Raw genomic sequence first — 1,048 nt, 5'->3', positions numbered from 1 at the left:
GGCAGGCGCATTCGCGGGCATCAACAACATGTCGGCACCTGCCTGCAGAGCGGCACCGGCCGGGGTGCTCACGCCGGTGTCCACGGGCAGCCCATCCCCCACAATTCCGGAGAGGGCTCCCATGTCCAAGGCGTCCGTGACCACCACACCATCAAAACCCAAGTCCTGACGCAGCGCCTGATAGGCAGCAGGCTCCAGTGTTGCCGGCACGTCCGGATTCCACTCCTCCACCGCTATGTGGCCCATCATCACGGTGGGCACCCCGGCATCCACGGCAGCCTGGAACGGCACCCAATCCGTGGTGGAAAGTTCCTCCACTGACATCTCTTGCAGCGGCAGCCCCACGTGGGAATCGGTGGTCACTCCTCCGTGTCCGGGGAAGTGTTTGGCAGAGGACACCACGCCGGCGTTGTTGTGCCCTTCCACGGAGGCCACCACATGATCGGAAACCTGGGCGGCCTCAGTGCCGAAGGCCCGGTCACGGATCACGGCGTCACCAGGCGTGGTGATGTCTGCGGTGGGCGCGTTGTTCATGGTGAAACCCAGCCCCGCCAGTTCAGATGCCAGTCCCTCGGCCGCCTCCTGGGTCAACTCCGGGTCATCGGCGGCACCGATCTCTGAGGTCAGCGGCCACTCGGTGAGCGGCGAGCCCAGGCGGGTGACCGTGCCGCCCTCCTGGTCGACGGAGATGATCCCCGGCCAGTCCTGCCCGTCATGCGAACGGGACAGTGCGGTCTGGAACTCCTGGATCTGCCCGGACATGGCCTGCACATCAACGCCTTGAGCCCCACCCAGCGGAGTGTCCTCCTGAGTCTGCCCGGAGCCCTGCTCGGTGGGGACGTTACGGCCCATCACAATCACCCCGCCCAGGTGCAGGTCCTGGATCTGACCGACCTCAACGTCCACTGCGGCTTGATCGGCGCCGTCATAGGTGGCCACCAGGACTTGACCGGCTTTCTCCTCCACAGTCATGGCGGCCACCGCGGATTCGGCTGCCTCCCACGTGGCTTCATCCACGGCCCACGGTCCCGACGCCGGCCCTCGACTG

At 66.3% G+C, this 1,048-nt stretch carries 1 protein-coding gene; it reads right to left on the bottom strand.

Annotated features, from left to right (window positions below; all coding sequences use genetic code 11):
• On the bottom strand, positions 1 to 1,017 hold a 1,017-nt coding region (locus tag L979_RS01745), incomplete at its 3' end, for a glycoside hydrolase family 3 protein (protein WP_197052044.1).
• Positions 1,018 to 1,048: the final 31 nt, after the last annotated feature.

Origin of the sequence: Kocuria sp. ZOR0020, from assembly GCF_000800955.1 — a bacterium.
Classification (GTDB): Bacteria; Actinomycetota; Actinomycetes; order Actinomycetales; family Micrococcaceae; genus Kocuria; species Kocuria subflava.
The sequence above is the reverse complement of the archived record's forward strand: the minus strand, read 5'-3'. Positions and strand labels throughout refer to the sequence as shown.